The organism is Nocardioides campestrisoli, assembly GCF_013624435.2.
Classification (GTDB): Bacteria; Actinomycetota; Actinomycetes; order Propionibacteriales; family Nocardioidaceae; genus Nocardioides; species Nocardioides campestrisoli.
Genome location: NZ_CP061768.1, coordinates 17,088 through 43,027 on the forward strand (window position 1 = coordinate 17,088; position 25,940 = coordinate 43,027).

The 25,940-nt window shown below is 72.6% G+C and carries 25 protein-coding genes and 1 tRNA gene; 9 read left to right on the forward strand and 17 right to left on the reverse strand.

What is annotated here, in order from left to right:
- The first annotated feature begins 11 nt into the window (after positions 1-11).
- The gene (locus H8838_RS00085; protein WP_219923893.1) at positions 12-941 is read left to right on the forward strand and encodes a rhomboid family intramembrane serine protease; all 930 of its coding nucleotides are present in this window, start codon (positions 12-14) and stop codon (positions 939-941) included.
- Between the two features lie 170 nt (positions 942-1,111).
- Here the strand turns inward: H8838_RS00085 and H8838_RS00090 are convergent, their stop codons facing one another.
- Positions 1,112-1,630 carry a cell division protein CrgA gene (locus tag H8838_RS00090; protein ID WP_181310088.1) on the reverse strand — a complete coding sequence of 173 codons (519 nt, stop codon included), beginning with the start codon at positions 1,628-1,630 and terminating at the stop codon, positions 1,112-1,114.
- Between H8838_RS00090 and H8838_RS00095 the strand changes: the two genes are divergently transcribed.
- Complete coding sequence (locus H8838_RS00095) at positions 1,629-2,381, forward strand: DUF881 domain-containing protein (protein ID WP_181310087.1); 753 nt, start codon at positions 1,629-1,631, stop codon at positions 2,379-2,381. The two genes, H8838_RS00090 and H8838_RS00095, sit on opposite strands and share 2 nt — an antisense overlap.
- 6 nt (positions 2,382-2,387) lie before the next feature.
- On the opposite strand, the gene pknB is transcribed toward H8838_RS00095, so the two are convergent.
- From pknB to H8838_RS00130, 7 genes are all read right to left on the reverse strand, one after another.
- Positions 2,388-4,157 carry a Stk1 family PASTA domain-containing Ser/Thr kinase gene (pknB, locus tag H8838_RS00100; protein ID WP_185995544.1) on the reverse strand — a complete coding sequence of 590 codons (1,770 nt, stop codon included), beginning with the start codon at positions 4,155-4,157 and terminating at the stop codon, positions 2,388-2,390.
- Positions 4,157-5,836: a serine/threonine-protein kinase gene (locus H8838_RS00105; protein WP_224766280.1), complete on the reverse strand. Its 1,680-nt coding sequence runs from the start codon at positions 5,834-5,836 to the stop codon at positions 4,157-4,159. The genes pknB and H8838_RS00105 overlap by 1 nt, the downstream gene beginning before the upstream one ends.
- A complete protein-coding gene (locus H8838_RS00110; RefSeq protein ID WP_181310084.1) occupies positions 5,833-7,299 on the reverse strand; it encodes a peptidoglycan D,D-transpeptidase FtsI family protein in 1,467 nt (488 codons plus the stop codon). The genes H8838_RS00105 and H8838_RS00110 overlap by 4 nt, the downstream gene beginning before the upstream one ends.
- A complete protein-coding gene (locus tag H8838_RS00115) occupies positions 7,296-8,696 on the reverse strand; it encodes an FtsW/RodA/SpoVE family cell cycle protein (protein ID WP_224766281.1) in 1,401 nt (466 codons plus the stop codon). Before H8838_RS00115 ends, H8838_RS00110 begins: the two co-directional genes overlap by 4 nt.
- 76 nt (positions 8,697-8,772) lie before the next feature.
- Positions 8,773-10,173: a PP2C family protein-serine/threonine phosphatase gene (locus tag H8838_RS00120; RefSeq protein WP_224766282.1), complete on the reverse strand. Its 1,401-nt coding sequence runs from the start codon at positions 10,171-10,173 to the stop codon at positions 8,773-8,775.
- Positions 10,174-10,181: 8 nt separating this feature from the next.
- On the reverse strand, positions 10,182-10,646 hold the full coding sequence (locus H8838_RS00125) for an FHA domain-containing protein FhaB/FipA (RefSeq protein WP_181310083.1): 465 nt from the start codon (positions 10,644-10,646) through the stop codon (positions 10,182-10,184).
- Positions 10,647-10,650: 4 nt separating this feature from the next.
- Positions 10,651-11,370: an FhaA domain-containing protein gene (locus H8838_RS00130; protein WP_185995543.1), complete on the reverse strand. Its 720-nt coding sequence runs from the start codon at positions 11,368-11,370 to the stop codon at positions 10,651-10,653.
- A 172-nt stretch (positions 11,371-11,542) separates the two neighbouring features.
- On the opposite strand from H8838_RS00130, the gene H8838_RS00135 reads away from it, so the two are divergent.
- Together H8838_RS00135 and H8838_RS00140 are read left to right on the forward strand one after the other, a co-directional pair.
- Positions 11,543-11,629, forward strand: a tRNA-Leu gene (locus tag H8838_RS00135).
- 106 nt (positions 11,630-11,735) lie between these two features.
- Entirely contained in the window at positions 11,736-12,191 is a 456-nt protein-coding gene (locus H8838_RS00140) for a DUF5956 family protein (RefSeq protein ID WP_185995542.1), read from the forward strand.
- 60 nt (positions 12,192-12,251) lie between these two features.
- Here H8838_RS00140 and hutH read toward each other — a convergent pair whose 3' ends face one another.
- Together hutH and H8838_RS00150 are read right to left on the reverse strand one after the other, a co-directional pair.
- A complete protein-coding gene (gene hutH / locus H8838_RS00145; RefSeq protein WP_185995541.1) occupies positions 12,252-13,823 on the reverse strand; it encodes a histidine ammonia-lyase in 1,572 nt (523 codons plus the stop codon).
- A gap of 72 nt (positions 13,824-13,895) precedes the next feature.
- Positions 13,896-15,179, reverse strand: a complete 1,284-nt coding sequence (locus H8838_RS00150; protein ID WP_185995540.1) for an Nramp family divalent metal transporter — start codon at positions 15,177-15,179, stop codon at positions 13,896-13,898.
- A gap of 135 nt (positions 15,180-15,314) precedes the next feature.
- Between H8838_RS00150 and H8838_RS00155 the strand changes: the two genes are divergently transcribed.
- Positions 15,315-15,977 carry a maleylpyruvate isomerase family mycothiol-dependent enzyme gene (locus tag H8838_RS00155; protein WP_185995539.1) on the forward strand — a complete coding sequence of 221 codons (663 nt, stop codon included), beginning with the start codon at positions 15,315-15,317 and terminating at the stop codon, positions 15,975-15,977.
- Between the two features lie 112 nt (positions 15,978-16,089).
- Entirely contained in the window at positions 16,090-16,374 is a 285-nt protein-coding gene (locus H8838_RS00160) for a DUF1540 domain-containing protein (RefSeq protein ID WP_224766283.1), read from the forward strand.
- Here the strand turns inward: H8838_RS00160 and H8838_RS00165 are convergent.
- A complete protein-coding gene (locus tag H8838_RS00165) occupies positions 16,359-17,165 on the reverse strand; it encodes a hypothetical protein (RefSeq protein WP_185995538.1) in 807 nt (268 codons plus the stop codon). The two genes, H8838_RS00160 and H8838_RS00165, sit on opposite strands and share 16 nt — an antisense overlap.
- Positions 17,166-17,283: 118 nt before the next feature.
- On the opposite strand from H8838_RS00165, the gene H8838_RS00170 reads away from it, so the two are divergent.
- Complete coding sequence (locus H8838_RS00170) at positions 17,284-17,730, forward strand: nuclear transport factor 2 family protein (RefSeq protein WP_181310076.1); 447 nt, start codon at positions 17,284-17,286, stop codon at positions 17,728-17,730.
- A 54-nt stretch (positions 17,731-17,784) separates the two neighbouring features.
- Complete coding sequence (locus tag H8838_RS00175) at positions 17,785-18,792, forward strand: M48 family metallopeptidase (RefSeq protein ID WP_185995537.1); 1,008 nt, start codon at positions 17,785-17,787, stop codon at positions 18,790-18,792.
- An 18-nt stretch (positions 18,793-18,810) separates the two neighbouring features.
- On the opposite strand, the gene H8838_RS00180 is transcribed toward H8838_RS00175, so the two are convergent.
- Positions 18,811-19,134: a GNAT family N-acetyltransferase gene (locus H8838_RS00180; protein ID WP_185995536.1), complete on the reverse strand. Its 324-nt coding sequence runs from the start codon at positions 19,132-19,134 to the stop codon at positions 18,811-18,813.
- Positions 19,131-21,332: an MMPL family transporter gene (locus H8838_RS00185; RefSeq protein WP_224766284.1), complete on the reverse strand. Its 2,202-nt coding sequence runs from the start codon at positions 21,330-21,332 to the stop codon at positions 19,131-19,133. Before H8838_RS00185 ends, H8838_RS00180 begins: the two co-directional genes overlap by 4 nt.
- 137 nt (positions 21,333-21,469) lie before the next feature.
- Between H8838_RS00185 and H8838_RS00190 the strand changes: the two genes are divergently transcribed.
- The gene (locus tag H8838_RS00190) at positions 21,470-21,985 is read left to right on the forward strand and encodes a MarR family winged helix-turn-helix transcriptional regulator (protein WP_185995535.1); all 516 of its coding nucleotides are present in this window, start codon (positions 21,470-21,472) and stop codon (positions 21,983-21,985) included.
- Between the two features lie 60 nt (positions 21,986-22,045).
- Here H8838_RS00190 and H8838_RS00195 read toward each other — a convergent pair whose 3' ends face one another.
- From H8838_RS00195 to H8838_RS00210, 4 genes are all read right to left on the reverse strand, one after another.
- Positions 22,046-22,891: an iron ABC transporter ATP-binding protein gene (locus tag H8838_RS00195; RefSeq protein WP_185995534.1), complete on the reverse strand. Its 846-nt coding sequence runs from the start codon at positions 22,889-22,891 to the stop codon at positions 22,046-22,048.
- Positions 22,888-23,901 (reverse strand): iron chelate uptake ABC transporter family permease subunit, encoded by a 1,014-nt coding sequence (locus H8838_RS00200; protein WP_224766285.1) that lies wholly within the window; start codon positions 23,899-23,901, stop codon positions 22,888-22,890. The genes H8838_RS00195 and H8838_RS00200 overlap by 4 nt, the downstream gene beginning before the upstream one ends.
- Complete coding sequence (locus tag H8838_RS00205; protein ID WP_224766286.1) at positions 23,891-24,787, reverse strand: ABC transporter permease; 897 nt, start codon at positions 24,785-24,787, stop codon at positions 23,891-23,893. The genes H8838_RS00200 and H8838_RS00205 overlap by 11 nt, the downstream gene beginning before the upstream one ends.
- 77 nt (positions 24,788-24,864) lie before the next feature.
- The gene (locus tag H8838_RS00210; RefSeq protein WP_185995533.1) at positions 24,865-25,833 is read right to left on the reverse strand and encodes a siderophore ABC transporter substrate-binding protein; all 969 of its coding nucleotides are present in this window, start codon (positions 25,831-25,833) and stop codon (positions 24,865-24,867) included.
- Between the last annotated feature and the right edge of the window lie 107 nt (positions 25,834-25,940).

Consider the following 25,940-nt stretch of genomic DNA (forward strand, 5'->3'; position numbering starts at 1 on the left):
GACGTGAGCTCGTGAGCGAGCCCGCACAGTCCGGGGTCGGGGTGCCGACGTGCTATCGGCACCCCGACCGCGAGACCTGGATCCGCTGCCAGCGCTGTGAGCGCCCGATCTGCCCCGACTGCATGCGCGACGCCGCCGTCGGGTTCCAGTGCCCCGAGTGCGTGGCCGAGGGCGCCCGCACCACTCGGGCCGGCCAGGCGACGTACGGCGGTCGCCGCTCGCACGACCCGCGCCAGACGACCATCGCGCTGATCGCGATCAACCTCGCGGTCTGGGTGGGGGTCCTGCTCACCGGGGCCCGCAGCTCCTGGCTCGCCGACCGGCTGATGCTGCTGCCCCAGGGCCGCTGCGAGACCGGCGGCGGCTACTACCCCGGGGTCGACCAGGCGAGCTGCGCGACCATCCCGGACACCACCTGGGTCGACGGCCTCGCCGACGGCTCCTGGTGGATGGCGGTGACCCACGGCTTCGTCCACGTCGACGTGTGGCACATCGCCCTGAACTGCCTGGGCCTGTGGGTGCTCGGTCCGCCGGTCGAGGCCGCGCTCGGTCGCGTGCGCTTCCTCGCCGTCTACCTGCTCTCCACCCTGACCGCGGGTGCCACGATCTTCTGGCTCGCCGACCCCGGGGGCAGCACGCTGGGCGCCTCCGGCGGGGTGTTCGGGCTGATGGGCGCCCTGGCCGTGCTCGCGCTCAAGGTCGGGGGCGACCTGCGCGGCCTGCTCTGGCTGCTCGGGATCAACCTGGTCTTCACCGTGACCTTCCCGGGGATCTCCTGGCAGGGCCACCTCGGCGGACTGCTGGGCGGCGCGCTGGGGGCGGCGATGATCGTCTGGTCCCCGCGCGGCAAGCACCGCGGCTGGTGGCAGGCGGCCGGGTTCGCGGCGACCGCGGTGCTGCTCGCGGTGGCCTTCGCGACCCGCGCGGCGATGCTCTCCTGAGCGGTGTCGCGGCCCTGTGGACGCGGGACTCCCCTGGGGATCCGACGCGCGGTGCCTGGGGGAAATTCCTCCACAGCTGGGGAGAACCTGTGGATAACTACACGTGTGTAATTCTCCCCAGGGTTATCCCCAGCTGTGGGTAAAGGCCCGGTGCAGAGCCGGGGATCGGCTCACTCCCAGCGGGTGGCGAAGGTGAAGCCCACGGCCATGAAGCCGATCCCGACCAGCAGGTTGTAGTTGCCCAGGTCGTTGAGCACCCAGACGTTGTCGAGCTTGTCGCCGCTGAAGATGTAGAACGTGCAGATCCAGATCAGGCCGAGGATGAAGCACCCGACCATCCCGACGACCACGCCGTTGCCCCGACCCAGCGGGGTGGAGGGGTGGGCCGAGACGGCCAGGCCGAGCATCACGGCGCCGAAGCCGATCAGGTAGTTCCACATGCCGAGGTCGGCCATGAAGGCGGGCTTGCCGGCCTCGGGCACGGGGACCGCGGTCGGGTCGACGCGCACGACGGCGTAGTAGTAGGCGATCCACGCGATGCCGGCCACGACCAGCAGGATCGCGAGGGCGAACCGCCAGGGGAACGAGCGTCCTGTCGTCTCGACGGTGGTCTCCCGGTTGGACTTGCTCTTGGACACCTGGGTGCTCCTCGTGGATCGTTGGTGGGCGAGGGCTAGCGTAGTCGTCATGGAGCCGTCGACCCACGAGTCCCCCGCGCGCCGGCGGTGGCGTCTCGCGACTCCGGCGGTCTTCGTGCTGTGCGGCGTGCTGCTCGCGGTCAGCGCCGCCAACAGCGACGGCGGCGACCTGCGCCCCACCCGCTACACCGACCTGGCCTCCTACGTCGAGGCGGAGTCCGACGAGGCGACCGCGCTCACCGCCCGGGTCGGCGAGCTCACCCGGCAGAACGAGCAGCTCTCCCAGAACCTGGGCGACCGTGCGGTCAACCGGTTCAACGCCGAGATCGACGTGCTCCAGGACCCCGCGGGGCTGACCCCGCGCTCCGGCCCCGCGGTCACCGTGACCCTCGACGACGCCCCGGCCGAGCTGATCGCCGAGGCGGACGGCGACACCATCAACGACCTGGTGGTCCACCAGCAGGACCTGCAGGCGGTGGTCAACGCGATGTGGTCCGGCGGGGCCACCGCGGTCACCCTGCAGGGTCAGCGGCTGATCTCGACCACCGGGATCAAGTGCTCCGGCAACACGGTCCAGCTCCAGGGTGTGCCGTACTCCCCGCCGTACGTGATCACCGCGATCGGGGACCAGGGCGACATCCTGCGCGCGCTGGAGGGCGACACCTACCTCGACGCCTACCGCGACGCGGCCTTCGACCCGCAGATCGCGGTCGGCTGGGACGTCGCGGTCGAGGACTTCAAGACCGCGCCGCCGTACGACGGCCTGCTCGACATCCGCTACGCCCAGCCGATCGACGGCTGAGCGCCGCTACCCGCCGGGGGTCGGCGCCTCGGGCGGCGGCACGACCGGCGTCTCGGTCGCCGTCGGCGTCTCCGTCGGAGCTGTCGGCGTCGGCTCGGGGGTCTCGGTCGGCTCCTCGTAACTGGAGACGTAGATGACCACCGTGCTGCCCTCGGGCGCCTCGCGGCCCGCCTCCGGGGTCTGGCCGACCACCTGTCCCCGCGGCTCGGTCGTCTCGGCGGTCTCCACCACCTCGGGCACGAAGTTGAGGGCCTCGAGCGCCTTGACCGCCTCCTGGCGCCGCATCCCCACCACCTGGGGGATCTGCTCGGGGCCGTCGGAGAAGAAGAGCGTCACGACGGTGCCCTCCGGCACCTGCTGCCCGGCCTCGGGGCTGATCTCCACCACCTGGCCGCGCGGCTCGTCGGACTCGCGCTCCTCCATCTTGACCTTGAGGTTGCGCTTGCTCAGCACCTCCTTGGCGGCCTCGCGGTCCTGGCCCACCAGGAACGGCACCTCCACCATCGGTGCTCCGGTGGAGACGGTGATGCTGATGACCGTGCCAGGGTCGACGTAGGTGTCGTTGGGCTGCTGCCGGATCACCTCGTCGGCGGCCGCGTCGGCGGAGGCCTCGTACTGCGGCTCCCCGACGACCAGTCCCTCGTCGCGGATCGCCGCCCGGGCCTCGGCCTCGGTCATGCCGATCAGGTCCGGCACCCGCACCTGCTCGGCCGGGGCGAAGAAGAGCTTGGGGATGCCCCAGGCGGCGAGCGCGATCACGGCGATCGCGGCCAGCGCGATCCCGACCAGGACGGCGGTGCGGTGCCGGTCGGGACCGTCGTCGTCGCCGGGCGGGGGAGTCTGCGGCAGGCTCACTGGGGCGGTCGGCGCGGCCGGGGGCGGCGATGCGGGCGGCTGGGCCACCGTCACCTGCTGGCCGGCCAGGTAGCGCTCGATGTCGGCGCGCATGGCCGAGGCGCTCTGGTAGCGGTCCTCGACCCGCTTGGCCAGCGCCTTGAGCACGATCGCGTCGATCTCCGGCGGCAGGTCGGCGTCGTGGTCGGACGGCGGAGCCGCGGGCTCGCGGACGTGCTGGTAGGCCACCGCGACCGGGCTGTCGCCGATGAACGGCGGGCGGCCGGTGAGCAGCTCGTAGAGCAGGCAGCCGGTGGAGTAGACGTCCGAGCGGGAGTCGACGGTCTCGCCGCGGGCCTGCTCGGGGGAGAGGTACTGCGCGGTGCCCACGACCGCCGCGGTCTGGGTCATCGTGTTGGAAGCGTCGGAGACCGCGCGGGCGATCCCGAAGTCCATCACCTTGACGTCGCCGCTGGGGGTGAGCATCACGTTGCCCGGCTTGATGTCGCGGTGGATGATCCCGGCGCGGTGGCTGTAGTCGAGCGCGGCCAGCACGTCGCTGGTGATCTCCAGCGCCCGCTCCGGCAGGATCTTGCGCCCCTCCCGCAGGATGTCGCGCAGCGTGCGGCCGGCGACGTACTCCATCACGATGTAGGGCTGGGAGACGCCGCCTTCGGGGCTGCCGTCGTCCGACCACTCCTCGCCGGTGTCGTAGACCGAGACGATGGAGGGGTGGTTGAGGGAGGCCGAGGACTGCGCCTCGCGGCGGAACCGGGCCTGGAAGGTGGCGTCGCTGGCCAGGTCGGTGCGCAGCCGCTTGACCGCCACGGTGCGGCCCAGTCGGGTGTCGATGCCCTTGCGGACCTCGGCCATCCCGCCGCGGCCGAGCAGCTCGCCCAGCTCGTAGCGACCGCCGACCGTCGTCGACCCTGCGTTGCTCATCACTGGTTCCTCGGGCTCTGGCTGATGTTGTCGTCGGTGCTGTCGGTGGTCTCGCGCTCGCGTCCCGGCGTGCGGTCGCCGGCCGGGCTCTGCGGTGCGGCCGGCGTCGTCTCCTCGGCCGGGGTGGGCTCGGGCGTCGGGGTCGGCGTCGGCGTGGGAGTCGGGGTGGGCGTCGGCTCCGGGGTGGGAGTCGGCGTCGGGGTGGGCGTCGGCGTCGGGGTCGGGGTCGGGGTGGGCTCCTCGGTGGGCTCCGGCTGCTCGCCCCAGTAGGAGACCGTGACCCGGTCCCCGCGGTTCAGCGTGCCGGTCGGATTGACCGAGAGCACCTCACGGAACCGCTCGTCGCCGGGGTTGGTCCGCTCGTCTCGGACCACCTGGAGGCCCAGCCGGGTCAGCTCACGCACCACCTCGCGCAGGTCGCGCCCCACGTAGTCGGACTCGCGCACCTCCACCGTGGCCGGGCTCGACTCCTCGGTCGGCGAAGGCCGCTGGGAGCGGGTGGGCTCCGGACGACCGGGGTCCTCGTCGCCCTGGTTCTGGGACCAGGCCCACAGGCCGGCGGCGAGCAGGGCCAGCACCACCACGGCGACGACGGCGATGATCCAGGCGCGCCGCCGGCGGCGCCGCTCCTCGTCGGGGTCCTCGTCGGTCGGGATCGCGCCGGTCTGCCCCGTCTGGGGGATCTGGCCCGTCTGCCCGGTCACCGGCTGCGCCGAGGTGGTCGGCAGCATCGCCGTCGCGCCCGGGTCGGGCGGGGCCAGCACGGTGGTGGCCTGCTCGGTGACGCCGACCGCGCCGGTGGCAGCCGCCGAGGCGGGGTCGCGCAGGGCGGCGGCGAACGCGGTGCCGTCGGCGAACCGGGCCGCCGGGTCCTTGGCCAGCGCCCGGCTCACCACCGCCGCGAGGGCGGGCGGGACCGAGGCGGGGAGCTCGGGCACGGGCTGACGCAGGTGGGCCAGCGCGGTGGTCACCGGCGTCTCGCCCACGAACGGGCGGCGCCCGGTCAGGCACTCGTAGGCCACCACGCCGAGGGAGTAGACGTCGGAGGCGGCGGTCGCCCGGCCGCCCTCGGCCTGCTCGGGGGAGAGGTACTGCGGGGTGCCCATCACCTGGCCGGTCTGGGTGAGCGCCATCCCCTCGGCCGCCCGGGCGATGCCGAAGTCGGTGACCTTGACCCGGCGGTCGGGGGTCACGAGCAGGTTGGCCGGCTTGACGTCGCGGTGCACGATCCCGGCCCGGTGCGCGGCGCCGAGGGCGTCGCCGACCTGGGCCAGCAGGTCGCGGGTGACGTCGGGGTCCAGCGGCTGGCCGGGACGCAGCAGCTGGGAGAGGGGCTGGCCCTCGACCAGCTCCATCACCAGGTAGGGCCGCGGCGCCCCCGACCCGTCGTCGGGGTGCGCCTGGCTGAAGTCGTAGACCGCGGCGATGCCCGGGTGGGAGAGTGCCGCGGCGTGCCGTGCCTCGGTCTCGAACCGCGAGCGGAAGGTCGCGTCGTCGGCGTACTCGGCCTTGAGCAGCTTGACCGCGACCGTGCGGCCCAGGACCGTGTCGGTGGCGCGCCAGACCTCGCCCATGCCGCCGGTGGCGATCCGCGAGTCCAGCCGGTAGCGCTGGGCGTCGTCGACCCACCGCTCGGGGCCGTCCTGGCCGCCGTTGTGGGTACCCGGGTGCTCGTTCACTGGGTGATCACCGCTTCCATGACAGCCTTCGCGATCGGTCCGCCGAGGCGTCCTCCGGCGATCTCGCCCCGGGGGATGTCGGCCTTCTGGATCATCACCGCGACGGCGACCTGCGGGTCGTCGGCCGGCGCGAACGAGGTGAACCAGGCGTACGGCGGGACGTCGTCGAGCCCGCTCTGCGCGGTCCCGGTCTTGCCCGCCACCGAGACCCCGGGGATCGCCGCGGGGGAGGCGGTGCCGCTCTCGACGGTCGAGACCAGCAGGTCGGTCAGGCCGCGTGCGGTCGCCGAGGAGACCGCCCGGCTCAGCTCCTCGGGCTCGGTCTGGTCGAGCACCTGCAGGCTGGGCGAGCTGACCTTGTCGACCAGGTAGGGCTTCATCACCGACCCGCCGTTGGCCACGCCGGCGGCCACCATCGCCATCTGCAGCGGAGTGGCGGCGACCTCGAACTGGCCGATGCCCGACTGGCCCAGCTGGGCCTCGTCCATCTCCTCGGGGTAGATCGAGGTGGCCTGCCGCAGCTCCTCGAAGTACTGCCGGTTGAAGCCGAACTTGTCGGCCTGGTCGCGCATCGCGTCGACGCCGAGCTCGACGGCCAGCTGGGCGAAGGTGGTGTTGCAGGAGTTCTCCATCGCCTGGGCGAAGGGGATCCGGTCGGTGCCGCAGGCCCGGCCCTCGTTGTCGAGCAGGCCGGTCTCGCCGGTGGTCAGCGGCAGCTGGTAGCTGGCGCCGCCGGGCACCAGCGAGGACGCGTCGTACTTGCCGGACTCGATCGCCGCGGCGGCGGTGACGATCTTGAAGACCGACCCGGGCGGCAGCCGGGTGGAGGTACCGCGGTTGAGCAGCGGGTCGCCGGGAGCCTTGTCGAGCTCGGTCTGCGCGGTGGTCACCTCGCCGAGGCGGTGGCTGGCCAGCCGGTTGGGGTCGTAGCTGGGCACCGAGACCATCGCCAGGATCTTGCCGGTGCTCGGCTCCAGGGCGACCACCGCACCCTCGACGTCGCCGGGCAGCGCCTCCAGCCCGTCGTACGCCGCCTGCTGGGCCGCGGGGTTGATGGTCACCTGCACGCTGCCGCCCTGCGGCTCGGTGTTGCTGAGCATGTCGACCAGCCGGGTGACGAACAGGCGCGAGTCCTCGCCGGAGAGGACCGCGTTCTGGCTGCGCTCCAGCCCGGTCTGGTCGAAGTAGGTGAACGCCCCGGTCACCGGTGCGTAGAGGAAGGGGCGCGGGTACACGCGCTGGTACTCGTACTTGTCGTCGCTGGGCACCGACTCCGCGATCGCCTGCCGGCCGACCAGGATCGGGCCGCGCTCGCGGGAGAACGCCGCCTCGATCACGCGCCGGTTGAGCGGGTCGTCGCCGAGCTCTCCGGCCTTCCAGTACTGCAGGTAGGTGGAGTTGGCGAGCAGGGCCAGGAAGAGGAGCAGGCAGAAGGTCGCCACGGTGCGGATGGGCTTGTTCATCGCAGCCTCACCACCTGGGTCGCGTCGTCGTCGGTCGGGCCGGAGTCGGGGGAGAGGTCCGGCGGTGGGCGCCGGGCCTGGTCGGAGATCCGCGCGATCAGCGCGACGATCACCCAGTTGGCGACCAGCGACGAGCCGCCGTAGGAGAGGAACGGCGTGGTCAGGCCGGTCAGCGGGATCAGGCCGGTGACGCCGCCGACGACCACGAAGACCTGGAGCGCGATGACTGCGGCCAGACCGGTCGCGACCAGCTTGCCGAACCCGTCGCGGCAGATCAGCGCGGTGCGCAGCGCCCGCTCCACGATGAGGGCGTAGAGCAGCAGCACCGCCATCACCCCGGTCAGGCCCAGCTCCTCGCCGATCGAGGCGATGATGAAGTCCGACTCCGCCACCGGCACCCGGTCCGGGCGGCCCTCGCCGAAGCCGCGGCCGATCAGCCCGCCCCAGGCCATCCCGAAGAGGCCCTCGACCAGCTGGAACGAGCCGGGGGTCGCGTCGTAGTAGGCCATCGGGTCGAGCCAGATGTTGAAGCGGTTCCGTACGTGGCCGAAGAGCTGGTAGCCCAGGAAGGCGCCGCCGGAGAAGAGGACCAGCCCGACCACCGGCCAGCCGGCCCGTTCGGTGGCCACGTAGAGCATCACCAGGAAGAGGCCGAAGAAGAGCAGGCTGGAGCCGAGGTCGCGCTGGAAGACCAGGATGCCGAGGCTGACCACCCACATCGCCAGGATCGGACCGAGGTCGCGACCGCGCGGCAGGTCGAGGAAGAGGAACCGACGCCCGGCCAGGGCCAGCGCGTCGCGGTGCAGCACCAGGTAGCCGGCGATCGCGATCACCAGCAGCACCTTGGCCAGCTCGCCGGGCTGGAAGCTGAACGGGCCGACCCGGATCCAGATCTGGGCGCCGAAGTTGCTGTAGCCCAGGCCCGGGACCAGCGGCAGCAGCAGCAGCACCACCGCGGCCAGCGCGCTGGTGTAGGTGAACCGCTGGAGCACCCGGTGGTCGCGGACCAGCACCATCGTGCCGATGAAGAGCCCCACCCCGAGGGTCATCCAGATCAGCTGCTGCTGGGCGAAGTCGTGGGGGCGACCCGCGGCCTCCTTGGCCAGGTCGAGCCGGTAGATGATCGCCAGGCCGAGGCCGTTGAGCGCGGCGACCACCGGGAGCAGCACGGGGTCGGCGTACGGGGCGAAGAAGCGGAGCGTGAAGTGGGCGGCCAGCACCAGGGCGGTCAGCCAGCCGCCGTAGCCGATCAGGTTGACCGGCACCTCGCCGTCGACCCCCAGGCCGACGGCCGCGTACGCCCCGATGCCCACCGCGAGGGCGAGCACGAGCAGGAAGAGCTCCGCGCCCCGCCGACGGCGGTGCACGAATCCCATCAGGGCTCCGGTCTGGCTCACGGGTGCGGCTCGGCTCCTCGTCGTGTTCTCGGCGTGTGGTCTGGGTGCATGGGTGCGGGCCTCGGGTGGACCCGGCTCAGTCGGGGAGCTGCTGGGCGGCCAGGTTGTCGACCACCTGCTCCGCCTTCGCCAGGTCGTCTGCCTCGATGCCCTCGCGGACCTGGTTGGCGTCGTACTCCGAGAGGTTGTCCAGGGAGATGTCGGTGGTCTCGTAGGGGCTGGAGAGCTCGATGCCCGGCACCTCGGCGTTGATCCCGCGGAAAATCGTCACCACGCCGTCCTGCTCGCCGACGTAGAACTGCTGCTGGCTCCAGTGCCAGGCCACGGCCAGGCCCACCCAGGCGATGCCGGCCACCACCAGGGTGACCAGGAGCCGACGCAGCCAGATGAACCGCTGCGGGGGACGGGGGGCGTAGCGCACGGCCTCGGGGTCGAACGGCTCCTGCGGGTCCAGAGCCGAGGGTCGGTCGGCCACCGCGGTCGCCGCCCGTCCGCCGGAGGGATCCGGCTGCTGCCCGCCGTGGCCGGCGCCGGGCACGGGGCCACCGGTCGGGTTGACGCCGCCGGTGCTGCGGCGGGGCAGCTCGGCGGCGGCGCCCACCAGCAGCGGGGTCAGCTCGTCGGGTGCCGGGTCGGTGGAGGCCACCACGTCGGCGACGATGCAGGTCACGTTGTCGGAGCTGCCTGCCTCCAGGCTGGCGCGCACCAGCTCGACCGCTGCGTAGTCCGGGGTGCCGGTGGCCAGGATGGTGCCCAGCCGGTCGTCCTCGAGGACCCCGGAGGCGCCGTCGCTGCACAGCAGGATCCGGTCGCCCTCGACCAGCTCGACGGTGAACAGGTCGGGGGCCGGGTCGTGCACCCCGTCGAGCGCCTTGAGGATCAGGTTGCGGTGCGGGTGCACTCGCGACTCGGCCTCGGTGATCCGGCCCTCGTCGATCAGCCCCTGCACGAAGGTGTGGTCGTGGGTGAGCTGGGAGATCTCGCCCTGGCGCCACAGGTAGGCGCGGCTGTCGCCGACGTGGCCCAGGCCCAGCACGTGGCCGTCGAAGGCGGCCAGGGTGGCGGTGGTGCTGGTGCCGGAGATCGAGGGGTCCTCCTCGACCAGCTCCGCGATCCGGTCGTGCGCCCGGTGCAGGGCACCGGCGACCCGGGTGAGCAGCGCCTCCCCGTCGGCCTGCGAGGGCGGCTCGTCGAGCCGACGCAGCACGGAGACGGCGGTGCTGGAGGCGAGGTCGCCGCGGGCGGCGCCCCCCACCCCGTCGCAGACCGCGAGCAGCCAGGGTCCGGCGTACCCGCTGTCCTGGTTGTCCTTGCGCACCCGGCCGACGTCGGAGATCGCCGCGTAGTTGAGCTTCTTCGCCGTGTGACCCGCTGCCACGCGGGCGCGCTCCGCGGTGTCGGCCTGCTCCTCGATCGGGGGCAGACCGCGCGCCAGAGACGGGTCTCGCGCCACGGTGTCGTTCTCGGGGTCGGTCACGACGCGGCCTACTTCCGGAGCTCGAGGATCGTCTTGCCGATCCGCACCTGGGTACCGAGGGTGATGGTGGTGGGCTGGGTGATCCGGGCGGCGCCGACGTAGGTGCCGTTGGTCGAGCCCAGGTCCTCGACGTACCACTGGTCGCCCGAGGCGGCGACCCGCGCGTGCCGGGTGGAGACGTAGTCGTCGTCGAGGCGGATCGCCGCGTCCGAGCCCCGGCCGATCAGCAGCGGGGCGGCAGCCAGGTCGGCCCGCTCACCGGCATTGGCCCCCTCGACCACAGCCAGGTGGGTGGGGGCGCCGCGGCGGCGGACCGGCTTGGCCTGCTTGCCGCCCTTCTTCTTGGCCCCCCGAGCCTCGGGGACCCGGGCGCCGAACATGTCCGAGCGGATCACCGAGACCGCGGAGAGCACGAAGATCCAGAGCACCGCCAGGTAGGCGAAGCGGATCAGGAACAGGGTCAGCTCGGACACCGGGTCAGCTCCTGTCCGTCGGGTCGGGGACGACGCGGACGACGAGCTCGGTGTTGCCGATCCGCACCACCGTGCCGTCGGTCACCGGGGCCCGGTCGATCTTGCGGCCGTCGACCAGCATCCCGTTGGTCGACCCCAGGTCGCGAACCGAGACGTCCAGCGCACCGCCGGGGCGGTCGGCGACCACGAACTCGACGTGCCGCCGGCTGATCCCGGGGTCACTGATCCGGATGTCGGACTCGCTGCCGCGGCCGATCACCACGCCCGGCGGCAGCAGCGGGTGGGAGGTGCCGTTGACCTCCAGCTGCACCTGCGGGGTGCGGTGCCGGGTGCGGTGGTCGTCGCCGGTGACCGAGGCCTGGGCCCGGCTGCGGATCCGGAACCTGCCGGTGGTCAGGTCCTCGGCCGACTCGAAGGCGATGTGCACCGGGCCGGGGAACACGTAGCCCTGGGCGTCGGCGTGGTCCTGCAGCTGGTCGGCGAGGTCGCGGGCCATCGCGTTGTCGTACGGCGAGAGCCGCTCCAGGTCGGTGTCGGAGAGCTCGACGGAGAAGTCGTTGGGCACCAGGCGCCGGTCGCGGCTGAGGATCTGGGTGTTGTTGTCGATCTCGCGCTGCAGCGCGGCGGAGATCTCCACCGGCTGGACGGCGCTGCGGAAGGCGCGCGCGAAGGCACCGGAGATCAGCTGCTCGAGCTTCTGCTCGAAGCGCTGCAAGCCACTCACGCCCGCTCCTGTTCCGTCGTCGTTGCCGTCCGAGCCGTCCTCGGGTGTCGGACTTCCCGTGATCGTATCGGGATGCATGGTCGCAGCCCGGGTGCCACGACGTCCGCGACGGGTCCGTGAGCCGTCGGTTTGGGTGCCGGGGTTGGGGTGGGATACGGTGATCCCGCTTCTGGCGCGAGTGGCGGAATAGGCAGACGCGCACGGTTCAGGTCCGTGTGTCCGAAAGGACGTGGGGGTTCAACTCCCCCCTCGCGCACCAGCAGATCCGGGTTCGACCCGGAACCCGAGGCCGGGACTCCAGAGATGGGGTCCCGGCCTCGAGTCGTCTGTGGGAAGGTCGGACCTCGGGGCACGAGGGGGAGCAGATGACTGACTCCTGGGACGACGTCCCGCTGCTCGACGGACCGCCGACCGAGGCACCGCCCGGAGAGCGCTGGCAGCCGGTGGACGAGTACGGGCCGGGGGTCCTGGTGCTCTGGTGCCTGCGCGCCCGGGCGGCGTCCGCGCCGCTCGGCGAGTCACCGGTCACGCAGGTCACCGAGGAGGTGGGTGGGATGAGCCGGAGCTGGAGCAGGCCGCGCAGCGCGCGAGAGCAGGCGGAGGTCGACCAGGACGTCGACGAGCTGCTCGTCGACGCCGGGCTGCCGCCCCGCCCCGCTGGGCGCCAGTGGTTCCTGCGACTGCCCGCCGCTCTCGACCTCGCCGCGTCGGTCTCGCGGTGGTCGCGCGGGGTCGACCGGTTGCTCGAGGGCCGGGAGCGGAGCCCGGCGACCGAGGTGGAGGCCTTCCGCGAGCTCCTGGCCGCCGAGCTCGGGGACTGACCGGCGGGCAAGGTGAGGCTGAAGGCGGCTCTCGGCTGACGGAGCCCCGTCTCGAGCACGTCAGCCGAGCTCGCCCACCACGGACTCGGCGGCCGCCAGCACCGCACCGGTGCGGACCAGCTCGACGCAGGCCTCGATCTCCGGCGAGAGGCGGCGGTCCGGTCCCGGCCCGGCGACTCCGGCCTCGTGGAGCAGGCGTACGACGGCGCCGGCCGCCGGCGACGGGGACACCCCGCGGGTCGACCCCAGGGTGCCTCGCAGCTCCACCGCCCGAGCGGCGGCCATCGCCTCGATCGCCAGCACCCGGGTGAGCCCGTCGACCGCCCGACGGAGCTTGCGTCCCGCCGCCCAGCCCATCGAGACGTGGTCCTCCTGCATCGCGCTGGAGGGGATGGAGTCGACGCTGGCCGGCACGGCCAGGCGCTTGAGCTCCGAGACGATGCCGGCCTGGGTGTACTGGGCGATCATCAGGCCCGAGTCGACGCCGGGGTCGTCGGCGAGGAACGGCGGCAGCCCGTGGCTGCGGGTTCGGTCGAGGAAGCGGTCGGTGCGACGCTCCGCCATCGAGGCGACGTCGGCGACGGCGATCGCGAGGAAGTCCAGCACGTAGCCCACCGGCGCGCCGTGGAAGTTGCCGTTGGACTCCACCCGGCCGCTGCCGTCCGCGGCCAGCAGCACGACCGGGTTGTCGATCGCACTGGCCAGCTCGCGGCCGGCCACCCCGGCCGCGTGCTCGACGGTGTCGCGCGCCGCGCCGTGGACCTGCGGGGCGCAGCGCAGCGAGTAGGCGTCCTGGACCCGGTTGCAGTCCGGGCCGCGGTGCGAGGCGACCACGCCGGAGTCCGCGAGCAGCACCCGCAGGTTGGCGGCGGAGGCGGCCTGGCCGGGGTGCGGCCGGAGTGCCTGCAGCTCCTCGGCGAAGACCCGGTCGGTGCCCAGCTGGGCCTCGACGCTCATCGCGGTGGTCACGTCGGCGGTGCGCAGCAGCATCCGCAGGTCGTGCAGGGCCAGCAGCAGCATGCCCAGCATCCCGTCGGTGCCGTTGATCAGCGCCAGCCCCTCCTTCTCCGCCAGCTCCACCGGAGCCAGTCCCGCGGCGGCCAGGGCGTCGGCGGCCGGGCGCAGCACGCCCGCGGAGTCGCGCACCTCCCCTTCCCCGAGCAGCGCCAGCGCGCAGTGGGCGAGCGGCGACAGGTCGCCGGAGCAGCCCAGCGAGCCGTACTCGTGCACCACCGGAGTGATCCCGTGGGTGAGCAGGTCGGCGAGCAGCTGCGCGGTTTCCGGCCGGACCCCGGTCCGCCCGGTGGCGAGGGTGGAGAGCCGGAGCAGCATCATCGCCCGGACCACCTCGCGCTCCACCTCCGGACCGGAGCCCGCGGCGTGGGAGCGGACCAGCGAGCGCTGCAGGTCACGGCGTCGCTCCGGCGGGATGTGCCGGGTCGCCAGCGCACCGAAGCCGGTGGAGACGCCGTACGACGGGGTGGGCGCCGCGGCGAGGTCCTCGATCACCCGGCGGGCCCGGGCGATCCCGACGAGCGCCTCCTCGGTGAGCTCGACGGCGGCACCGTCGCGGCCCACGGCCACGACGTCGGACAGGGTGACGGGGCCGATCCCGACGTGGACGCTTCGCATGCGGTCATCCAACCCCGTGGTTGCCGTCCTGAGGCATCCGGGCGGTCGGGAGGGCGCGGTCGGGTCGCCCCGTCACCCGAGCTTGGCGAGCTGGTTCCACAGCTCGTTGGCGGCCAGGGCCACGAAGGTCAGGGCACAGAGCGTCATCGCGACGTTCGACCACAGCTTGTTGTGCCACTCGGTCGGCGTCCGGTCGGTGTTGAGCAGCCAGAGCAGGGTGACCGCGAGGAACGGCATGAAGAACGCCCCGAGCACGCCGTAGGCCAGGATCAGCCCCACGGGCTGGCCGAGGAACATCATCGCCATCGGCGGAAAGGTGAGCCACAGGATGTAGCCGCGGTAGTAGCGGCCGCCGTGCAGGCCGTCCGGGTCGTCGGGGGGCAGGTGCCGGGCCCTGGCCACGAAGTCGGCGAACATCAGGCTGACGCCGTTCCAGACACCGATCAGCGACGACATCGCCGCCGCCCAGAACCCGACCAGGAAGACCGTGCCCGCCCACCGGCCGTACCGGTCCTCGAGCACCTCACCCAGGTCGAGCAGCCCCTTCTCGCCGGTCGAGATCGCGACGTTGGCCGAGTAGAGCAGCTCGGCGCCCACGATCAGCGTGGCGACCACGAAGATGCCGGTGACCGTGTAGGCGACGGCGTTGTCGATCCGCATCACCCGCATGTGCCGGGGCGTGACCCAGCCCTTCTCCCGCAGCCAGTAGCCGTAGGCGGCGAGGGTGATGGTGCCGCCCACCCCGCCGGCGAGGCTGAGCACGTAGATGATGCCGCCGTCCCCGGGGATCGTCGGGACCAGGCCGCCGGCCATGTCCGGCAGGTTCGGCACGGTGAGGGCCGCGGCCCCGACCATCGCCACGAACATCAGCCCGACCAGGACCGCGCACACCTTCTCGACCACCGAGTAGCGCCCGAACCACACCAGCAGCAGGCCGAGGAGCCCGCTGAGGATCCCCCACCACTTCACGTCCAGCACCGGGAGGAGCGAGTGCAGGGGCAGCCCGGTCCCGGCCATCGCCGCCGAGCCGTAGACGAACCCCCAGATCACGACGTAGATCCCGAAGTACCAGGTCGTCCAGCGGCCCAACGACTGCCAGCCCTCGAAGATCGTCCGTCCGGTCGCGAGCGAGTACCGGCCCGCACCCTCGACCAGCACGATCTTCATCAGGCAGCCCAGGACGGCGCACCACAGCAGGGCGTAGCCGTACTTGCTGCCGGCCACCAGGGTGGCGACCAGGTCGGCGGCGCCCACGCCGGTGGCGGCGACCACCAGTCCGGGGCCGATCACCCGCCACTTCGGCGGGCTCGGCTCTGCGGCTGCGACCTGGGCGCCGGTGGGACCTTCGACGGACATGGCAACTACCTCCCGAGGGCCGATGGTGCGTTGCAGCCTGCCATCCGGCCGGCGGTCCGCGCCACGTCCGAACCGGGTCTGCGCCGGGTCGATGGTCCCTGGTGCGCCGCCGGGGGTCGCCGTACGTTGCCAAGCATGAAGGTGCCGCAGGAGGACGAGGAAGAGGTCTACGCGGCCGCCACGAGGAACCGCCTCCTGGCCGCGGAGATGTTCGCCGGGCTGACGCCCGAGCAGTGGCGTACGCCGAGCCTGTGCGCGGGCTGGACGGTGCGCGAGGTGGCCGCCCACCTGGTGCCGCCTGAGCGCGGGTTCTCGGCCTGGTACCTGGTCAAGGGGCTCGTCAGCTCTCGGGGGGACCTGGACCGGATGATCGACACGACCACGCGCAAGGCTGCGCAGCGTCCCACCGAGGAGATCGTCCGGCTGCTGCGGGAGCGGGCGCACCAGCGGGTCAGCGCGCCGATCGTCGGGGCCCTCGGTCCGATGTCCGACACCTGTCTGCACCTGCGCGATGCCGCACGGCCGCTGGGGCTGGACGTGATGCCCGAGCTGCCGGCGTGGCACCTGACCCTCGACTTCCTGGTCACCAAGCCCGCCCGGCGGGTGGTCCCCGAGGCCCGGCTCGCCGGTCTGGAGCTGGAGACCACCGACGAGCCGTGGTCGCACGGGATGGGCTCGAGAGTCGCCGGGCCGAGCGAGGCGATCGCGATGGCGATGGCGGGGCGGTCCGCCGCGCTCGCCGACCTGGAGGGCGAGGGCGTCCCCGTGCTGGCCGCGCGCCTGGAGTTCGGCGGCTGAGCCGCACGCTACGCCGGGCGCAGGAACTCCGCCACGGTCGCAGGACCCTGGTGTCACCCAGCGGGGGCTCGTAGCGTCGGACCTTCTGGCACCGCACCCCTCGGAGGCCGCCATGCCCATGTCCCTCGCTCCCGTGTCCACCTGCACGGTCACGGCTTGCTCGTTCAACCACGACGGCTGCCATGCCGGCGCGATCAGCGTCGGCGGGTCCGACGGCAGCGCCGCCTGCGAGACCTTCGTGGCGCTCGACGCGCGGGGCGGGATCCCCACCGCGCACGGCGCGGTCGGAGCGTGCCAGCGGCTCGAGTGCACCCACAACCGCGATCTGATGTGCTACGCCGAGGGGATCACCGTCGGCGGGGACTCGGCGCTCTGCGAGACCTACGAGGCTTCCTGAGCCGCACCAGCCGACAGCATCGTCAGCTGACGGCGTACTCCCGCGACGTCGGCCACCGGCTCGGGGAACGGGAGGAAGACCACGCTGGTGCCGCCCGGCCGTACCCGCATCAGGTTGACCCCCAGGGCGTCGACGTCGACGCAGAAGGTGCCGCCCAGGGCGTGCCGCGAGGTCACCGGTGTCGGCCGGTCGCTGAGCACGCGGCCCGGCAGGCGTCGCTCGGCCACCGCGTCGCACAGCGCGGCCAGCTGCTCGGCCGGGAGGCCGGCGATGGCCTCGGCGGCCTCGAGCCGCTCGCCGGGTGACGGGAAGGACGGCGCGGGCAGGGCCACGGCGTCGAGCGCGTACGGCGTCACGCCCGCCGCGTCGTGCACCAGCACCCGGTCGCTGTGCACGAGGCCGACGCGCACCGCCGGGTCGGCGGCCACCAGGGCGACGGGCTCGGGGAGGGTCTGCGGGTCGAGCGCGGCGCCGTCGAGCCAGGAGACCCGGCCCAGCAGGTGGATCGAGGCGGCCACGATCCGCACGAGCGCCTGCGGGGCCTCGACCCGTACGTCGAGCCGGACGTCGGTGCCGGTCGCCGAGAGCGAGATCCCGGCCGAGGCCAGCGCCACGACCAGCTCCCCGTCACCGCTCACCCCGTGCGCGAGCACCGGCAACGCGCCGTCCGGGTGGTCCCGGTAGGCGGTGAGGGAGGCCGAGCCGGCCCCGGCCAGCAACCGCCGGGCGGTCGAGGCGGTGCGGTCGGCGAGCGACTCCAGCACGGCGGTGGACGGCACGGCAGGGGACATCGGGACGAACAGCCTTTCCTAGCAACTAAGGGTCACCTTAGTTCGCGTCGGGAGGGAACCGGGAATCCCGCGGCCGTGACCTCCACCGCACTCGCGTGGGTCGCCGTACGCTGCGTCCATGGCCGATGCGCAGACCCAGACCCCGCCCGCTCCTGACACCGCCCCCGGGACGGCACGGGCGTTCCGCGCCGCCGTCGAGGCGCGCGACGCCGACGCGATGATCGCGCTGCTCGCCGACGACGTGGTCTTCCGCAGCCCGGTGGCGCACTCGCCGTACCCGGGCAAGGCGATCACCGCCTCGATCCTCACTGAGGTGATCGACGTCTTCGCAGACTTCCGCTACGTCACCGAGATCGGGGGAGCCGACGCGAGCGACCACGCCCTGGTCTTCGAGGCGCGGGTCGGCGACAAGCAGCTGACCGGGTGCGACTTCCTCCACCTCGACTCCGACGGGCTGATCGACGACTTCATGGTGATGGTCCGGCCGCTCTCGGCGGCCAAGGCGCTGGCCGACGAGATGGCCGCGCGCTACGACCGGATCGTGGCACGCGCCAGCCGGTCCTGATGAATCTGGACGGAACTCGGGACAGGCGTGGTGGGGTGCGCAAGGATGCCGCGCATGACGCAGACCCCGGTCCGTAGCCGCACCCCGCTTCCGGGCATCAGCTCGCGCGCCTGGGAGCACCCGGCGGACGCCGGTGCCCTGGTCGCCCTGCGCAAGCTCAAGGGCTTCGACTCGGTGCTCAAGGCGATGTCCGGGCTGATCAGCGAGCGCACCGTGCGGCTGATGCTGCTCGGCTCCTCCGTGCGGGCCGACGAGCGCCAGTTCCCGGTGCTGCACCGGCTGCTGCACGACGTCGGGGTGGTGCTGGACGCCGACACGATTCCCGAGCTCTACGTGCGCGCCGCGCCGACCTTCGGGGCGGTGGCGGTGGGGATGGAGAAGCCGGTGATCGTCGTCGACTCCGGTCTGGTCCAGCTGCTCGACGAGGAGGAGATGCGGTTCGTCCTGGGGCACGAGCTCGGGCACGTCCTGAGCGGGCACGCCGTCTACCAGACCCTGCTGCAGCGGCTGCTCGGACTCACCGGCGTCTTCGCCGCCGTGCCGGGCGGGTCTCTGGGCCTGCGCGGGATCGTCGCGGCGCTGATGGAGTGGTCGCGCAAGGCCGAGCTCTCCGCCGACCGGGCCGGGCTGCTGGCCGCGCAGAACCCCGCGGCGGCGACCCGGGTGCACATGAAGCTCGCCTCCGGCGGCGACCTGGAGCACCTCGACCCCACGTCGTTCTTCGCCCAGGCCCACGAGTACACCGAGACCGAGGACCTGCGCGACTCCGTGCTCAAGGTCTTCCTGGTCGAGCAGCAGTCCCACCCGTTCGCGGTGGTCAGGGCCTCCGAGCTTCGTCGGTGGACCGAGTCCGGGGCCTACACCGAGATCCTCGCGGGCCGGTTCCCGCTGCGCAGCGAGGACGACCAGGCCAAGGTCAGCGACGCCGCCAAGGCGGCCGCCGCCAGCTACAGCGAGACCTTCCGCCGCAGCCAGGACGCCCTGGGTCGTCTGGTGCACGAGGCCGCGGGGTTCGTCGGCTCGGCCAGGATCTGGCTGGACGGCAAGCTCAGGAACGCCTGAGCCTGCCGTCCCCCACGCTCAGGCCAGGTCGAACTCGGCCCGGCGGTCGGCCGGCACCAGGTCGACGTACTCCGGGTTCTTGGCCAGGTACTTGGCGTAGAACGCGCAGTGCGGCAGCGCCTGCAGCCCGCGGCTGCGGACGTCGTCCAGGGACTCGGCGGCCAGCTGCTGGGCCAGCCCCTTGCCGCTGAACTGCTCGAAGACCTCGGTGTGGGTGAAGTCGACCAGCTTGTCGTCGAACTCGTACTCCGCGAAGCCCGCCAGCTCGCCGTCGAGGTGCACCTCGTACCGGCTCTCGTCGGGGTTGTCGCGGACCTGGGCCTGCTGCGTCTCCTCGCTCATGCCTTGACCGTAGCCTTCGGCTGGGCGTCGACCGGGGACTGCGGGTCGCGCACCTTGCGCGGCCACCAGAACGTGTCACCCAGGGTGAGCGCGAGCGACGGCACCAGCACGGTCCGCACCACCAGGGTGTCGAGCAGGACGCCGAGGCAGATGATCGCGCCGAGCTGGGCGAGCACCACCAGGGGCAGCACCCCGAGCACCGCGAAGACCGCCGCCAGCAGGATGCCCGCGCTGGTGATGACGCCGCCGGTGGCCGCCAGCGCCCGGAGCATCCCCTCGCCGGTGCCGTGCTCGCGCGCCTCCTCCTTGGCCCGGGTGACCAGGAAGATGCTGTAGTCGACGCCGAGCGCCACCAGGAACAGGAACGCCAGCAGCGGCACCCCGACGTCCATCGTGTCGAACCCGAAGACGCCGGTGAAGATCCACCACGAGGCGCCCATCGCCGCCGAGTAGGTCGCGACCACGGCGAGCACCAGCAGCACCGGCGCGACCAGCGAGCGGAGCAGGATGATCAGCGCACCGAGCACCAGCAGCAGGATCAGCGGCAGGATCAGGACCCGGTCACGCACGGACGCGTCGTTCTCGTCCACCGACTCCGCGTCGCCGCCGCCGACGTACGTCGTCTCGAGGTCCGCGACCGCCTCCCGCACAGCGCCCACGGTCTCCCGGGCCTCGTCGCTGCCCGGCGCTGCGTCCAGGACGGCGTCGACCTGGGCGATCCCGTCGGCCTGGGTGGTGACCCGGGCCGAGGTGATGCCGTCGACGTCCTCGACGGTCGACACCACCTCGTCGGGGTCGGCGCGGGTGATCACCTGGACCGGGTCGGTGAGGCCGGCGGCGAAGGACTCGCCCAGCCGCTCGGAGGCGGTGATCGCCTCCGGGGTGTCGAGGAACTGGTCGGCCGGGCGCAGCCCCGTGTCGATCTGGAAGAGCCCGACCATCATCAGGCCCAGCGCGACCAGGGTGCCGGCCACGAACGCCGGCGGGCGCTTGGCCACGGTGTTGCCGACCCGGCGCCACACCGACTTGGTGTCGACCAGGGCCCGGTCGCCCACGTGCGGCACCTTGGGCCAGAAGATCCACCGGCCGAAGACCACCAGGGCGGCCGGCAGCACCAGGAGCACGAAGGTCATCGCGATCAGGATGCCGATCGCGCAGGCAACGCCCAGGCCGCGGGTGGCGGGAAAGACCGAGAGCAGCAGGGTGAGCAGACCCAGGACGACCGTGGTGGCGCTGGCGAAGACCGGCTCCGCGGTGCGGGTCAGCGCGCGGGCCATGGCGGCGTGCCGGGACTCGTGCCGCTTGAGCTCCTCGCGGTAGCGGGAGATCAGCAGGAGGGCGTAGTTGGTGCCGGCGCCGAAGACCAGCACGCTGAGGATGCCCACCGTCGACTCGTCCCAGGTGAGGTAGCTGATCCGTTCCATCACCTGGGTCGCCACGATCGCGGCGAACCGGTCGGCCAGAGCGACCACGGTGAGCGGGATCAGCCAGAGCACCGGGCTGCGGTAGGTGATGATCAGCAGCAGGGCCACGACCCCGGCGGTGGCGAGCAGCAGCCGGAGGTTGGCGCCCTCGAAGACCGCGGCGACGTCGGCCTGGATGCCGGCCGGACCGGTCACCTGGACCTCGACCCCGTCGGGGACCTCCTCGGCCAGCTGGTCACGCAGCTCGCCGACCCGGTCGGCGTTCTCCGAGGAGGTGTCGGCGACGACCGGGACGATGGCGTACGCCGCCGTCCCGTCCTCGGCGACCTGGAGGCCCGACTCCTCGCCGCCCGGACCGCCCGACGGGCCTTCGTCCGGACCAGGCCGGCCACCGCCCGGCTGGCCGGAGCCCTGGCCGGAGCCCTGGCCGGAGCCCTGGCCCTCGGCCCCCGTCATCTCCGCGATCAGCGGGCCGATCTGCCCGCGGATCGTCCCGAGCTGCTGCTCGCTCAGCTTGCCGTCCTCGGCGGTCCAGAGGACGATCGCCACCGACGCCTCGTCCTCGGGCAGCTCGGCCTGGAGTGCGACCGCCTCGGTGCTGTCGTAGCCGACGGGCAGGCCCTCGGTCGGGCCGGTGGTGCGCTCGCCCTCGCCGACGAGACCGAGCACCGCCCCGGCCATCAGCAGGGGCAGGAGGGCCACCAGCCAGGCGACCTTCTTGCCGGTGAGGAACGTCGCGATCCGGCTGGCACCGGCGGACTGTGACGAGGACATGAGAGGCTCCAGAAGCGGGTAAGATGGCTAGAGAAGTGTATTGCTAACTAGGTTAGCAATGCTGCAATACCCAGCATGACCGGGGGACAAACCGGGCCGCCCGAGGCTCGGCCGGGGAAGGTGGAGGGAGGTTCTTGGTGAGCGACGCCAGCGACACGAGAGCATCGGAACGCGCTCCCGGGTGGGACCAGACCGGCAGCCTGCTGGCCCTGCGCGCAGTCCTGGACCGGACCCTGCGACTGCACCACGCCGTGGCCAACCGCGCGGGCCTGAGCGACCGCGAGCTGGAGGCGATGGCGCACCTGAGCCGCGAGCCCCTGGGGCCCGCCGAGGTGGCCCGCCGTCTCGACGTCTCCACCGCCGCCTCCACCGGGATCGTGGACCGGCTGGTCGCCCGCGGTCACGCGGAGCGGCGGCCCCACGCCGGGGACCGCCGGCGCACCGAGGTGCACGTCACCGAGTCGGGGCGTCGGGAGGCCTCCGGCCACCTGCGGCCGATGTTCACCGCCCTGGACGAGCTGGACCGGGGCTTCTCCGCGCAGGAGCGCGAGGTGGTCGAGCGCTACCTGCGCGGCGTGCTCGCCGCGCTCGACGCCGTGATCGAGCAGGAGCCGGAGCCGGACACCGCCGCCGCGGAGGGCGACCTCCGGTAGCTCGGCCTCTCCGGCCGGGAGCGGCCGGGCCTGGCGGTCTCTGGTGCTGTCTAGCGGTGTCTAGCGGTAGTACGTCGCGATCAGCTGGCCGTCGATCTCGTGCACCGCGACCGGCAGCCCGTAGATCTCCTCCAGCAAGTCGGGCCGCATGATCTCGGCCGGCGGGCCGCAGGCCACCACCTTGCCGTCGCGCATCGCCACGATGGTGTCGGCGTAGCAGGAGGCGACGTTGAGGTCGTGGACGACGACCACGATCGTCCGGTCCAGCTCGCGGGCGGCGTCGCGCAGCCGGCCCATCATCGCCACCGCGTGCCGCAGGTCGAGGTTGTTGAGCGGCTCGTCGAGCAGCACCACGTCGGTGTCCTGGCACAGCACCATCGCCACGAACGCCCGCTGCCGCTGGCCGCCGGAGAGCTGGTCGAGGAACCGGTCGGCGTACTGGGTGAGGTCGAGGTACTCCAGCGCCTTCTCGACGTGGGCCAGGTCGTCGGGGCCGGGCCGCCCCTTGGAGTGCGGGTAGCGCCCGAAGGTGACCAGGTCGCGCACGGTCAGCCGGATGTCGAGGTGGTTCTCCTGGCGCAGCACCGCCATCCGCCGGGCCAGCTCCTCGCCGGGCGCGGTGGCCACGTCGAGACCGGTGACGGTGACCCGGCCGGCGTCCGCGCTCTGCAGTCGCCCGGCGATGGAGAGCAGGGTCGACTTGCCGGCGCCGTTCGGGCCGATCAGTGCGGTGACACCACCCAGCGGGAGGTCGAGCTCGACGTCGTCGACGACCACCTGGCGGCCGTAGCGCTTGGTCACGCCCTCGGCCCGGATCCCGGGGCGGGGCAGGCCGGTGCAGGCGTCCGTGCCGATGCCGCTGCCGGCGGGGTCGTGGGTGCCGGTGGCCGGGTGGGTGGTGGTCATGCGAGGTTCCTCCGGGCGCGGTGGATCAGCAGGGCGATGAAGGTGAGGCCGCCGACGAGCTCGATGACGACCGACAGGGTGGTGGTGACGTCGAGCAGCCGCTCCAGCACGAACTGCCCGCCGACCAGGCAGATGACCGCGGAGAGGCCAGCCAGCGGGAGCACGACGGCGTGCCGGTGGGTGCCGGCGAGCAGGTAGGCGAGGTGGGCGACCAGCAGCCCGAAGAAGGTGATCGGCCCGACCAGGGCGGTGGAGACCGAGACCAGGACGGCGACCAGGGCGAGCACCCGGGTGGTCTCCCGGCGGTGGTCGACCCCGAGGCTGGTGGCGGTTGGGGCGCCCAGGGCCAGCACGTCGTAGACCCGCAGCCGGCGGACGACGATCAGGGTCGCCACCGCGACCACCGCCGCGGTCACCCACACCAGGTCCTCGTCGACGGTGGTGAACGAGGCGAACATCAGGTTCTGCAGGACCTGGAACTCGCTGGGGTCGATCAGCCGCTGCAGGAAGCCCGCGATGCTGCGGAACAGGGTGGCGAAGACCATCCCGACCAGGATCAGCACGTGCAGCGGGTAGCGGCCCGAGGTGAAGAGCCAGCGGAAGAGCGTCAGCGCGAAGACGAGCATCAGCAGCGTCTCCAGCGCGAACTGCAGGCGCGGATCGGTGTCGCGGAAGAGCTGGGCGGAGAAGAAGAAGACCACCACGGTCTGCACCAGCACGTAGAGCGCGTCGAAGCCCATCAGCGCCGGGGTGAGGATGCGGTTGCCGGTGACGGTCTGGAAGAGCACGGTGGACAGGGCGATCGCCCAGCCGACCAGGACCAGCGCGACCAGCCGCCGGATCCGCAGCGGCACCACGATCTCGGCGTACCCACCGGTGTCGGCGAGCAGGAAGCCGGCGACGACCGCTACCGCGACCACGGCGGCCAGACCGACCCGGGTCCACGGGGGGAGGGCGCGCCGAGGGCGGGCGACCGGCGCGCCGGGCAGGGGCTGGACGTCAGTCGACACGAGGGGCCTTCCGCAGCAGCAGGAACAGGAAGAACGCGGCGCCCAGCACGCCCATCACGGTCCCGACCGGGATCTCGTAGGGGTAGCGGATCAGCCGGCCCAGGATGTCGCAGGCGAGCACCAGCCCGGAGCCCAGGACGGCGACCCAGGGCAGCCCGCGGCGGGCGTTGTCGCCGACCATCGCGCTCACCACGTTGGGCACCACCAGGCCGAGGAAGGGGATCACCCCGACCGTGACCACGACGACTGCGCTGACCAGGGAGACGATGCTCAGCCCGATCGCCAGGACGGCGCGGTGGTTGATCCCGGCGTTGGTGGAGAAGGTCTCGCCCATCCCGGCGACGGTGAACCGGTCGGCGGCCAGGAAGGCGACCACGACGAGCGCCGCGACCAGCCAGAGGAGCTCGTAGCGGCCCCGGAGCACCCCGGAGAAGTCGCCGGTCATCCAGCTGTTGAGGGTCTGGAGCAGGTCGTTGTGGAAGGCCAGGAAGGTGGTGAACGCCCCGATCACGCCGCCGAGCATCAGCCCGATCAGCGGCACCAGGATCGTCTCGCGCACCGGCATCAGCCGCACCACCCGCAGGAAGAGCCAGGTGCCGACCAGCGCGAAGAGCGCGGCCGTGCCCATCTTGGCCATCAGCGGGGCTCCCGGCGCCAGCAGCGTGATCGCCACCAGACCCAGGCCGGCGGCCTCGGTGGTGCCGACCGTGGAGGGCTCGACGAACCGGTTGCGCACCAGCAGCTGCATGAGCAGCCCGCAGACCGCGAGCGCGGCCCCGGCCAGCACCAGGGAGACGGTCCGCGGCAGCCGGGAGACCAGGACGACCTCCCAGGAGGCGTCGGCGACGCCCACCGACATGCTCACCGCGGCGAGCAGCAGGAGCACGACCACCCCGCCGGCCAGGGCGGCCGGCGGGGTGGGGCGACGCGTGCGCTCCGCGCGCGTCGAGGTGGCGGTCCCGCTCAGGAGAGGCCGGCCTCGACGTCGTCGATCAGGGTGCCGAGCGAGGTCAGGCCGCCGGTGACGATGTACCAGGCCTCGGCGTCGACGTAGGTGACCTTGTCGTTCTTCCAGGCCGACGTGGCGCGGACCAGCTGGTTGTCGAGGATCTCCTCGGCCGACTTGCCCTCCTCGCCGATCGCGGCGTCGCGGTCGACCACGTAGAGCAGGTCGGGGTTCGCCTCGCGGACGAACTCGAAGGAGACCGCCTCGCCGTGACGCGACTCCTCGTCGCCGAGCTCGCCGGTGGCGGCCTCGACGCCGAAGACGTCGTGCAGGAACCCGAAGCGCGAGTTCACGCTGTAGGCGGTGACCTCGCCGCCGCTGGTCAGCAGGACCAGCGCCTTGCCGGCCCCGTCGGCCTGCTCGGCCACCGCGGCGATCCGCTCGTCGTACCCCGCGAGGATGTCGGCGGCCTCGTCGGTCTTCTCGAAGATGCTGGCCAGGGTCTCGACGTTCTCCCGGGTGCTGTCCAGGTAGTCGCCGGAGTCGACGGAGAGGTCGAGCACCGGGACGCCGTCGAAGGTGTCCTCGAGCGTGTCGTGCATGGGGGCCGAGCGGCCGCCGACGATGATCAGGTCGGGCTCGGTCTGCGGGATCGCCTCGAGGTCGGGCTCGAACAGGTCGCCGACCGTGACGTACTCGTCGCTCTCGTACTTCGTCAGGTACGACGGGATCGCGCCGCCCTTGGCCACGCCGGTGACGGCGTCGACGCCCAGGGTGTCGAGGGTGTCGAGGACGCCCATGTCGAAGACCACGACGCTCTCGGGGTTCAGCGGCACCTCCTCCTCGCCCAGCGCGTCGGTCACGGTGATGGTCTCGCCCGCGGCGGCGGCGTCGTCCGCCTCCGCGTCGTCCCCGCAGGCGGTGAGGGCCAGCCCCAGCAGCGGGAGGGTCGCGAGGGTGGCGAGGCGGCGGTGGTTCAGCAGCATGGTGTGGTGGTTCCGTTCGTTCCGAGAGATTGAGTTAGGTAAGGCTAAGTTAATATTTGCCCGAGTCCCGGGTCACACCGGGGGTCCCCGATCGCCCGTCGAAGGAG

Bases quoted from the DNA above. Each gene is read 5' to 3' on its own strand.
- H8838_RS00095 (WP_181310087.1), top strand. From the start codon at position 1,629: ATGGAGCCGTCGACCCACGAGTCCCCCGCGCGCCGGCGGTGGCGTCTC.
- H8838_RS00090 (WP_181310088.1), bottom strand. From the start codon at position 1,630: ATGACGACTACGCTAGCCCTCGCCCACCAACGATCCACGAGGAGCACC.
- pknB (WP_185995544.1), bottom strand. From the start codon at position 4,157: ATGAGCAACGCAGGGTCGACGACGGTCGGCGGTCGCTACGAGCTGGGC.
- H8838_RS00110 (WP_181310084.1), bottom strand. From the start codon at position 7,299: ATGAACAAGCCCATCCGCACCGTGGCGACCTTCTGCCTGCTCCTCTTC.
- H8838_RS00140 (WP_185995542.1), top strand. From the start codon at position 11,736: ATGACTGACTCCTGGGACGACGTCCCGCTGCTCGACGGACCGCCGACC.
- hutH (WP_185995541.1), bottom strand. From the start codon at position 13,823: ATGCGAAGCGTCCACGTCGGGATCGGCCCCGTCACCCTGTCCGACGTC.
- H8838_RS00150 (WP_185995540.1), bottom strand. From the start codon at position 15,179: ATGTCCGTCGAAGGTCCCACCGGCGCCCAGGTCGCAGCCGCAGAGCCG.
- H8838_RS00155 (WP_185995539.1), top strand. From the start codon at position 15,315: ATGAAGGTGCCGCAGGAGGACGAGGAAGAGGTCTACGCGGCCGCCACG.
- H8838_RS00160 (WP_224766283.1), top strand. From the start codon at position 16,090: ATGCCCATGTCCCTCGCTCCCGTGTCCACCTGCACGGTCACGGCTTGC.
- H8838_RS00165 (WP_185995538.1), bottom strand. From the start codon at position 17,165: ATGTCCCCTGCCGTGCCGTCCACCGCCGTGCTGGAGTCGCTCGCCGAC.
- H8838_RS00170 (WP_181310076.1), top strand. From the start codon at position 17,284: ATGGCCGATGCGCAGACCCAGACCCCGCCCGCTCCTGACACCGCCCCC.
- H8838_RS00175 (WP_185995537.1), top strand. From the start codon at position 17,785: ATGACGCAGACCCCGGTCCGTAGCCGCACCCCGCTTCCGGGCATCAGC.
- H8838_RS00180 (WP_185995536.1), bottom strand. From the start codon at position 19,134: ATGAGCGAGGAGACGCAGCAGGCCCAGGTCCGCGACAACCCCGACGAG.
- H8838_RS00185 (WP_224766284.1), bottom strand. From the start codon at position 21,332: ATGTCCTCGTCACAGTCCGCCGGTGCCAGCCGGATCGCGACGTTCCTC.
- H8838_RS00195 (WP_185995534.1), bottom strand. From the start codon at position 22,891: ATGACCACCACCCACCCGGCCACCGGCACCCACGACCCCGCCGGCAGC.
- H8838_RS00210 (WP_185995533.1), bottom strand. From the start codon at position 25,833: ATGCTGCTGAACCACCGCCGCCTCGCCACCCTCGCGACCCTCCCGCTG.